Raw genomic sequence first — 9,328 nt, forward strand, 5'->3', positions numbered from 1 at the left:
GTGCCGTACTTGTTGTCGAACTTGCTCTTGGTGACCGAATCGTTGACGTTGATTGCCGGGAACGTGAGCTCACCCGCAGCAGCGAACTGGTACAGACGCAGAACGCCCGTGGTGGTTTCTTCGGTCACGCCCTTGACGGACTGTGCGACGTCGGTCCACTTGGTCTTGGACTCCTCCAGCGACCGACGCAGCAGGCCGAGGAACACCTTGTACTCGTCGGAGTCCTGGTCGTCGTCGGTCGGCGGTACGACGCCTGCCTTCTCGAACTGCGCGCCGCGCAGAACCAACATCGTGGCGTCGCCACCGTCGTCGAGGATCATGTTGGCGGGGCGAGCTGTTCCGTCGGCCGCGGCGGGCCAGGTGAGCATCTGTTCGGCGGCCCACCAGTAATCTTCGAGCGTTTCGCCCTTCCACGCGAACACCGGCACGCCCTTGGGCTCTTCCGGCGTTCCGTGCGGTCCGACGACCACGGCTGCGGCAGCGTGATCCTGCGTCGAGAAGATGTTGCAGGACGCCCAGCGAACTTCGGCGCCGAGCGCGACCAAGGTTTCGATGAGCACGGCGGTCTGGACGGTCATGTGCAGCGAACCGGATACCCGCGCGCCTTTGAGAGGCAATACGTCTGCGTATTCGCGACGGAGAGCGATCAGTCCAGGCATCTCGTGCTCGGCGAGGCGAATCTCTTTGCGGCCGAACTCGGCGAGCGACAGATCTGCGACCTTGAAGTCGATTTCACCGCGTTGTTCCACGGTGAGTGCCGATCCTGTGGCCGAACGATCGTCCGGCGTTACTGAGGTCGTCATCTTCCCTCTCTCGTTGTGCGTCGAATTCCTGCACCAGGCTATCGGGTCTCGGCGGCGCGGGTTCGGACCAGGTGCCGAGCAGCCGCGAGACTAGGAGTCCGGGCGCCCGTATTTTGTCAATACCTGCTGCCGACGACGAGGGAGGATGTTGGCTTGGCCGATGTCGCCGTCGTAGTGCGCGAGAACTCGGCGGTCCATCACTCGACGCCACAACGGCGGAACGGCCGCGGCCATCACCATCGTCGCGTAACCGGCGGGCAACTGCGGTGCCTCGTCGCAGCTGCGCAGGGTTTGGTACCGCTTGCCGGGATTCGCGTGGTGGTCGCTGTGGCGCTGCAGGTGATACAGAAAGATGTTGGTACACAGTCGGTCGCTGTTCCAGCTGTGCCTGGGCGAGCACCGCACGTACCGTCCCCGTGCGTTCTTTTCGCGAAGAAGTCCGTAGTGCTCGACGTAGTTGACCGTTTCGAGCAGCAGGAAGCCGACGACGGCTTGGAGGAACAGGTACGGAAGGATCGCGACGCCGAAGATCGTGGCCAGCACTGCGAACAGGGCAGCGCTCATGATCCAACCCTGGATGAGGCTGTTTCGGATGCTCCACCATCGGTGGCCGCGTCGCTCGAGCCGCTGTGTTTCCAGGCCCCATGCCGAGACGAGGCCGCCGAGCACGCTACGAGGCAGGAACGCGTACAGATTTTCTCCGATTCGCGCACTCGCGGGGTCCTCGGGCGTCGCAACGCGCACGTGATGCCCGCGGTTGTGTTCGACGAAGAAGTGCCCGTAGAAGGTCTGTGTGAGTGCCACCTTCGCAAGCCACCGCTCGTGTTCCTCGATGCGGTGACCCAGTTCGTGAGCCGCGTTGATGCCTGTTCCCGCCACGAGTCCGACGGTGACGGCCAGCCCGATCTTGTCGATTGTCGTCAGTCCGCCGAACGCCCACATCCAGCAAGCGACCAGCAGCGTGACGAACTGGACCGGCAGGAAGAGGTACGTGCACCAGCGGTAGAAGCGGTCGTCCTGCATATCGCGCACGTCCGCATCCGACGGGTTGTCCCCGTCGTCGCCGGCAACGAAGTCGATGAATGGAATGACGACGAAGAACACCATGAGGCCGCTCCACCAGAAGATGGGCATTCCGGTCCAGAGAACGAGCTGCGAGGGCAGCAGCGCCGAGGCGGGAGCGAGAAGCCCGAGCAGCCACAGCAACCGCTTGCCACGTCTGCGATGGTGGTTGTTCGTGTTCGGCACCGCGTCGGCGGTTCCGTTCGTCGTATTGGCGACCGCGTCCCCCGACACGCCGCCACCGGAGAGTTCGTCCACGAACGTGGACGCTCGACCGGCGCGATTCACCCGAAATTCCCCTTAGAAAGATAACGTGAGGTTGGTTCGGCGAAGTCTAACAATCGGGGCGCCGGCGACAGACCGACCACGGCCGCGGTTTGTAAAGAAGCACTGGTCGAAGCCCCCGCCCAGTGGGATTCGTCACTGTCCGACGGTGGCTCCGAACACCTCGGCGTCGCCCCAGCGGGCCGTTACCGTCACCGCGGCGTCGGATGCAGGCACCCACACGGCGGCACCCTGTTCGAGCACGAATTGCTCTTTCGGGGGCGCGAGTTCGACGCGCCCCGCCGTGCACAGCACGATTTGCGGGCCGGAGCTGTGCAGTTGCACGGTGGCCCCGTCCTTCAACACCGACCGCGTCAGAGCGAACTCCGACGCGGGGGTTCGGTACAGCATGGGCGCGGCGGCCGCATCGACGTCGGGATCGAGAATATCGAGTTCGGCGGGCTCGAAATCGAGCACCCTCAGCAGTTCCGGGACGTCGACGTGCTTGGGCGTCAGGCCTCCACGCAGGACGTTGTCCGAGTTGGCCATGATCTCGACGCCGGTGCCGGACAGGTACGCGTGCAGGTTTCCCGCATCGAGATACAGACCCTGACCGGGCTCGAGCGTCACACGGTTGAGCAGAAGTGCGGCCAGTACCCCTGCATCCCCCGGATACGACTCCCCCAGTTCGAGAAGGGTGCGTGCCTCCGCAACGAATCGACCGCCGTCCTCGTGGGCCGTCGTGGACAAGTATTGAATGCACCCATCCGCGACCAGAGGCAGGAGTGCGTCGAGGGCGGGCCCGGGCAGCGTGATCCACGACGTGAAAACCGTGCGTAGCCCCGCATCGTCCGGTTGGTCGGTGAGCAACGATCGGTAACCCGACAGGGCATCGACGCCGAGAGCATCGATGAACTGGACGGTGTCACGCGGGCAGCGGAACCCGGCGAGCGCGTGGAACTCGGTCAGCGCGACGATCAGCTCCGGCTTGTGCGACGAATCGCGATAGTTACGTACCGGCGAGTCGATCGGCACTCGCGCCGCTTCCTCGCGTGCGAATCCCTCCTCGGCCTGCCGTGAGCTCGGATGCGCCTGCAACGACAGCGGCTCGTCCGCGGCTAGCAGCTTGAGCAAAAAGGGAAGCCGACCGCCGTACTGCGTCGTCGTCCGAGCGCCCAGCTGAGTCTCAGGGTCTGCATCGATGACATCGAGCAACGACTGCTCGGCACCACCCGACAGCAGACGAGCGGGATCTGCCGGATGTGCACCGAGCCAGATCTCCGCCTCGGGGTGCTCCGACGGCACCGCGCGTCCCTGCAGCTTCGCGAGCGAGGTGCGCGATCCCCATGCATACGACCTGACTGCGCCGCGCAGAGCGTGCACTATCCACCGCCGATCAAACGTAGATACGCGGCGGCCATTTCCAACCGCGTCGCCAACAGTGCCATCGCTTCGATGTCGCCGAAGCCGTTCGGACGGGAAGTTTGGACGTCGCCGACCACCGACGTCGGCTCGAGCGCGCTGACAACCAAGACGTCGGCATCGGCGAGCGCGGCGGTCCGACGTTGCGTCTCCTGCGACAGCGCGTTCGGCGCCGCGACCAGTACGCGTATCGGCGCTTCGGGACGCGGTCCGTCCACCTGCTCGTCGTGGAAGAACGGATCGTAGTCCGCAGCGGGAAGCTGCGCCCTCGACGACCGCGACGCCTCGACTTCGGCTGCGATCACGTCTGCCAGCTCGCCGGTAGCCGTCACCACACCCGCGGCGCGCAACATGACCTCGCTGCCGTGACGCGCCAATTCGGTTGCCACGGCGCCCGCGCCGCTGAATACGACACGTCTACCGGCCATTCGTGTCGCAACGGACTTCGCCGGATTGTGGAACACCTCGTGCACGGGGTGATCGCGTGCAGCTTCGTCGTCGAGGGAATCCGCGAGCAGGGCCAGGTCCGGTAGCAGCGGCCGATAGTTCCCCTCGGAAATCGACGCGAGCACACACACCCCTGCCGCGAGATAGCGCATCAGTGAGTTGTGCTCGCGCACAGCGATCCTCGGCTCGACAAAGAGGGCTCGGCCCCCCGCGGCCGACCGGAGGGGACCTTCGTCCGGCGTCACCACTATCGTTTCGGCGCCACGCCGGACCGCTGCAGCGACCGACTCCGACAGGCGTGGGTCACCTGCGTCGTCTCCGGAGACGACGACGACATCGAGGGGACCGACCCACGAGGGCGTCCCCGGGGTGCGTACGAGCGGGACGCCGATGCGGGCGGAGACCGACGCGATCAGCAGCGATGCAGCACGCCCAGCGCGTCCGTCACCTGCGACGAAGACGACACTTCGTGGCCGCAGATCGTGAAGACGATTGCCGACCGATTCGGCGAACGTCGTCGCGGTCGCACGAACTTGCGCGCCGGCGAGCGCAGCACTGCGCAGGGCACCGTCGACGTCCGCGGCAACCAGCCCATCGGCATCGTCGAGATCGAGGAGAGGCGACAAAGTAGTCATTCCAGCCACCATCCTTACTTGCCCACCGCCGGTACGGTCCACTGCGTGTGATGAATCGTCTGCGTTCGTTTACGTTCGAAAGTCGATGGGTTGCGTATACCCACCGACACGTCCACTACTCCTCGCGCGAGGCCCGTACCACTCCGAGAATCTCGGAAGTCAGAGCGTCGACCTCCTCAGGGCTGCGGGCTTCCACGTTGAGCCGGAGCAGCGGCTCGGTATTGGACGCCCGAAGGTTGAACCAAGCCCCGTTCTCGAGGTCCACAGTTACACCATCGAGGCGATCGACGTGCGCGGTACGGTCGGCAAAGGCTTCGAGCACCGCAGCGGTGCGCTCGGCGGCGTCGTCGACGGTCGAATTGATTTCGCCCGACGCCGAATACGTTTCGTACGACTTCATCAGCTCGGACAGTGGACGCTCCTGCGCTCCAAGCGCAGCGAGAACGTGCAGAGCGGCGAGCATCCCGGAATCGGCACCCCAGAAGTCACGGAAGTAGTAGTGCGCAGAGTGCTCGCCGCCGAAGATCGCCCCCGTGTCTGCCATCTGTTGCTTGATGAACGAGTGTCCGACGCGGGTACGGACCGGAGTCCCACCGAGTTCGGTGACCAGTTCGGGTACCGCCCGCGAGGTGATCAGGTTGTGAATGACCGTCGCCCCGGGCTCCTTGGCCAGTTCGCGCTCTGCGACGAGTCCCGTGACCGCCGACGGCGACACCGGTTCGCCCTTCTCGTCGACGACGAAGCAGCGATCGGCGTCGCCGTCGAATGCCAGTCCGATATCGGCGCCCGTTTCGAGGACGAACTTCTGCAGATCTTTCAGGTTCTCCGGGTCCAGCGGGTTGGCCTCGTGATTGGGGAACGTTCCGTCGAGCTCGAAGTAGAGGGGCTCGATGGTGACGGGCAGCGAATCGAACACCGCGGGCACCGTGTGCCCACCCATCCCGTTTCCGGCATCGACCGCGATCTTGACACCGGACACCTGAGACAGATCGACGAGCTGACGCATGTACGCCGCATATTCGGTCAATAGTTCACGCTCGGTCACCGAACCGTGTTGCCCGTCGAAGGAAGGAACTCCGTCGACCAATTCACTCTTGATCGTCGCAAGGCCGGTGTCCTGCCCGACGGGCTTGGCTCCGCTGCGACACAGTTTGATGCCGTTGTACTTCGCCGGGTTGTGGCTCGCGGTGAACATGGCACCCGGGCAATCGAGCAGACCCGATGCGAAGTAGAGCTGGTCGGTCGACGCCAATCCGATGTGGACGACGGACAGGCCCTGAGAAGTGACCCCGTTCGCGAAGGCCTTCGCGAGATCCGGCGACGAAGCGCGCATGTCGTGACCGATGACGACCTGTGTGACAGACCCGTCTCGAACCAGTCGAGCGAAAGAAGCACCGACGTCGGCGACGAACTTGGCATCGATCTGCTCGCCCACAACCCCTCGTACGTCGTAGGCCTTGATGACTGCGTTGACGGACTCGGCGGTACGTGCCACGAACGGCTCCTCGGTTTTCGGTCTGTATCGAATGTCGGGTGCTCGCACCCTGCGTCGAACGGGTGCTGCAGATGCGGGATCGGTGAAATCGGCCGTCGACAACTCGGCCGTGACGTTCATCGCCCCCGCCTACGAATGTGTCACAGATCGGCGTGCTCGGCGTGACGACGACCCACAGATGTGATCGAAATGATGCCCTCCGCCCGGCACCTGCGCCTCACGGGCAGAAGGCATGTCGTACGAACGAACGACTATCAAGCGGTGGGGTCGGGAAGCACACGCAAATGGCCGCGACGACCGGTTCGTACCGGCGAAGCGGGACGTCGATCGGCGACCTGATCGGCGGATCGGCTGCCGTCGCGCCGCACCCCGGACGAGGAATCGTCGGAACGCGAGCGCTCACCCCGGCCGGCTTCGCGCACGGCCTCGGCCAACGCGGTGAGGTCGTCCTCGTCCGGCGTCGAAGTTGAAAAACCACCCTCGTAGCGAACGAGTTCCCATCCCTTGGGTGCCGTTGTGGTCGACGCATGCACTTCGCAGAGGTCCCATGAATGGGGCTCGTCGACGGTGGCGAGCGGGCCCACCACAGCGGTCGAATCCGAGTAGACATACGTGAGCGTTGCAACGGCCGAACGGTTGCACCCGGGCCGGCAGCATCCACGCAGAGATCTCACGTCCAAGAGAGTACTTCCCCGCTCGGACCGCGAGCCGCTCGACACACCGCTGACGACCACCGATAACCTCTCGGCATGGCTCTAAGTGGTTCCGGACGCAGAACGACCTCCAGATCCGCGGCACGCCACGGACGCGGCATTCGAGGACCGGTCATTCCCAACACCCTTCCTGGACACCGGTCACGCGCCGACAAATTCGACCGGGCGGTGCTCGAAGCGTTTGCGCGCATCGGTCATCGGTGGCACGAGAAGTTGGATCGGCTCGACATCGCGGTCGACGAGGTTCCGAAGATCAGGGCGATCGATCCGGAATCGGTGACGTGGCCTCCGGAGGTGGTGGCAGAAGGGCCCGTCCCGCTCTCTCGACTCGTACCCGCAGGCATCGACAAACGCGGTGACACGACACGCGCTCGGATAGTGCTGTTCCGGCAACCGCTTCAGCGGCGCGCAAAGCACCGGGACGATCTCGAGGACTTGCTGTACGAGGTCCTGGTGGAGCAGGTCGCGACCTATCTGGGAATCGACCCCGACGACATCGATGGAATCGGCGGCGACTGACCCTGAGCCGGTGGCTCCGGCCGAAAGTCAGACGATTCCGCGCTTGAGACGGCGGCGCTCACGCTCGGACAGGCCGCCCCAGATACCGAAACGCTCGTCTTTGGCCAACGCGTACTCGAGGCATTCGTCTTTGACTTCACAGCCGAGGCAGATGCGCTTCGCTTCGCGCGTCGACCCACCCTTCTCAGGGAAAAATGCTTCGGGATCCGTCTGAGCGCACAGAGCGCGCTCCTGCCACTGATCTTCGATCTCTTCGAACATCTGGTCGAACCCGGCGATGAGACTCAGCGCGGGCACCACCTTTTCTCGGACCGGGAATTCGTCGCGCAGTTCGTCGTCCTCGAGATCGACTGCATCGTCGTCGATTTCGACAGCGGCGGCCGAAATCGGTGAGACGTATGCGGCGCCCGCGTCGACCGGTACGACTTCAGGGTTTCCGACAGCGGCGGCCACGGATTCGTCTCCGGGCACCGGGAAGGCGTTGTCCTCGATCGGTTTCTCGCAAACGCCGTGCGCTGCGCCTGTTCGGGAATTGGTCTGCGGCGCGTCGCTGACCGCGCTGAGGTGAGCCAGGGCCTTGCCCTGTTGTTCACGTGTCACGTGCTGGTCGTACATCGCTTCCGCCTCCTCACCATTTCATTGCGCAGAAAAATTCGGTCGGTCCGAACACCTTGCCCCGCGCCGGTATTCGTAGTCATGCCCAGCTGTCGTACCCGAACTGGTGTCCTACCCAAACTCCGGACTTCTATTACACGTTTCCACGAGATGGCAGTACATGGGAACGCATGTTCGAATCAAGAGTCGCCTCAAGCAGATTGGCTTGACGACCATGGAATGACATACATGTGATTAGACACGCCGGAGTGCAGTGCGGTCAAGCCGACGTCGATTTTGCAATACCATCTACCGCCCGAAATCGGCACCCTCCCTGGATTCGCGTCCGTCTTGCGCGTGTCGCAACGGAAACAGGTGGACAGAACAGTCTTGTCGCCCGGCCCGGGACGGGCGCCCGCCCGCGCATCGGCCGCACGGCCTAGGCTTCGAAGCTGTGAAAGTGACTGTCTTGGTCGGTGGCGTCGGCGGAGCCCGATTCCTCCAAGGTCTGAAATCTCTACTCGGTGAGGACGGCGACATCACTGCGGTCGTCAACGTCGGCGACGACGTGTGGATGCACGGACTGCGCATCTGCCCAGATCTCGATACCTGTATGTACACCCTCGGCGGCGGAATAGACACCGAGCGCGGATGGGGCCGAATCGACGAGACCTGGCATGCCAGGGACGAGCTCGCAGCCTACGGCGCAGACCCCGACTGGTTCGGGCTCGGCGACCGCGACATGGCCACCCATCTCATCCGAAGTCGAATGCTGCGCACCGGCTATCCCCTGTCGGCTGTCACGGAGGCACTCTGCAACCGGTGGAAGCCCGGCGTTCGGCTGTTGCCGGTCACCGACGACCGGAGCGAAACCCACGTCGTCGTCACCGATCCGGACGACGCGTCCGGTGAGTCGAAGCGCGCAATTCACTTTCAGGAGTGGTGGGTTCGCTACCGAGCTCAGATTCCAACCCACAGCTTCGCGAATATCGGAGCTGAACAGGCCGCTCCCGCACCGGGCGTGCTCGATGCCATCGCCGACGCGGACGCCGTCATCCTCGCACCGTCGAACCCCGTCGTCAGCGTCGGCGCAATCCTCGCCGTCCCCGGCATCCGCAGTGCGCTGCGAACCACGACGGCGAAAGTCGTCGGACTCTCCCCTTTGGTCGACGGCAGGCCATTGCGCGGCATGGCGGACGAGTGCCTGTCCGTCATCGGCGTCGACACCACCGCCGAGGCCGTCGGCAAGTACTACGGTGCACGCTCCGACACCGGGATCCTCGACACGTGGATGATCCACTCGACGGACACCGCAACGGTTCCCGGGGTCGAGGTACTCAGCGTCCCCCTACTGATGACCGATCCGAGCACGAC

9 protein-coding genes are annotated in these 9,328 nt (G+C 64.3%); 2 read left to right on the forward strand and 7 right to left on the reverse strand.

Going from position 1 to position 9,328, the window contains the following annotated elements; translation table 11 throughout:
• From WBQ44_RS16595 to WBQ44_RS16620, 6 genes are all read right to left on the reverse strand, one after another.
• Positions 1-803, reverse strand: an 803-nt coding sequence (locus WBQ44_RS16595; protein ID WP_495567769.1) for an adenosylhomocysteinase, incomplete at its 3' end; no start/stop codon positions are given.
• 90 nt (positions 804-893) lie between these two features.
• A complete protein-coding gene (locus WBQ44_RS16600) occupies positions 894-2,153 on the reverse strand; it encodes an alkane 1-monooxygenase (protein ID WP_495567770.1) in 1,260 nt (419 codons plus the stop codon).
• Between the two features lie 132 nt (positions 2,154-2,285).
• The gene (gene manA / locus WBQ44_RS16605) at positions 2,286-3,512 is read right to left on the reverse strand and encodes a mannose-6-phosphate isomerase, class I (protein ID WP_495567771.1); all 1,227 of its coding nucleotides are present in this window, start codon (positions 3,510-3,512) and stop codon (positions 2,286-2,288) included.
• Positions 3,512-4,633 carry a tobH protein gene (locus WBQ44_RS16610; RefSeq protein WP_495567772.1) on the reverse strand — a complete coding sequence of 374 codons (1,122 nt, stop codon included), beginning with the start codon at positions 4,631-4,633 and terminating at the stop codon, positions 3,512-3,514. The genes manA and WBQ44_RS16610 overlap by 1 nt, the downstream gene beginning before the upstream one ends.
• 115 nt (positions 4,634-4,748) lie before the next feature.
• On the reverse strand, positions 4,749-6,128 hold the full coding sequence (locus WBQ44_RS16615) for a phosphomannomutase/phosphoglucomutase (protein ID WP_495567773.1): 1,380 nt from the start codon (positions 6,126-6,128) through the stop codon (positions 4,749-4,751).
• A 254-nt stretch (positions 6,129-6,382) separates the two neighbouring features.
• Positions 6,383-6,802, reverse strand: a complete 420-nt coding sequence (locus tag WBQ44_RS16620) for a DUF3499 domain-containing protein (RefSeq protein ID WP_495567774.1) — start codon at positions 6,800-6,802, stop codon at positions 6,383-6,385.
• A gap of 75 nt (positions 6,803-6,877) precedes the next feature.
• Between WBQ44_RS16620 and WBQ44_RS16625 the strand changes: the two genes are divergently transcribed.
• Entirely contained in the window at positions 6,878-7,360 is a 483-nt protein-coding gene (locus tag WBQ44_RS16625; protein WP_495567775.1) for a metallopeptidase family protein, read from the forward strand.
• 27 nt (positions 7,361-7,387) lie between these two features.
• Here the strand turns inward: WBQ44_RS16625 and WBQ44_RS16630 are convergent, their stop codons facing one another.
• Positions 7,388-7,621 (reverse strand): WhiB family transcriptional regulator, encoded by a 234-nt coding sequence (locus WBQ44_RS16630; RefSeq protein WP_495567777.1) that lies wholly within the window; start codon positions 7,619-7,621, stop codon positions 7,388-7,390.
• A gap of 787 nt (positions 7,622-8,408) precedes the next feature.
• Between WBQ44_RS16630 and cofD the strand changes: the two genes are divergently transcribed.
• The coding region (cofD, locus tag WBQ44_RS16635) for a 2-phospho-L-lactate transferase (protein WP_495567776.1) at positions 8,409-9,328 on the forward strand (920 nt) is incomplete at its 3' end.

It is taken from the genome of Rhodococcus sp. (in: high G+C Gram-positive bacteria) (genome assembly GCF_049591685.1).
In the GTDB taxonomy this organism is placed as follows: Bacteria; Actinomycetota; Actinomycetes; order Mycobacteriales; family Mycobacteriaceae; genus Rhodococcoides.

Excerpts from the sequence above, each read along its gene's own strand:
- WBQ44_RS16610 (WP_495567772.1), bottom strand. The coding sequence starts at position 4,633 with ATGACTACTTTGTCGCCTCTCCTCGATCTCGACGATGCCGATGGGCTG.
- WBQ44_RS16625 (WP_495567775.1), top strand. The coding sequence starts at position 6,878 with ATGGCTCTAAGTGGTTCCGGACGCAGAACGACCTCCAGATCCGCGGCA.
- WBQ44_RS16630 (WP_495567777.1), bottom strand. The coding sequence starts at position 7,621 with ATGTTCGAAGAGATCGAAGATCAGTGGCAGGAGCGCGCTCTGTGCGCT.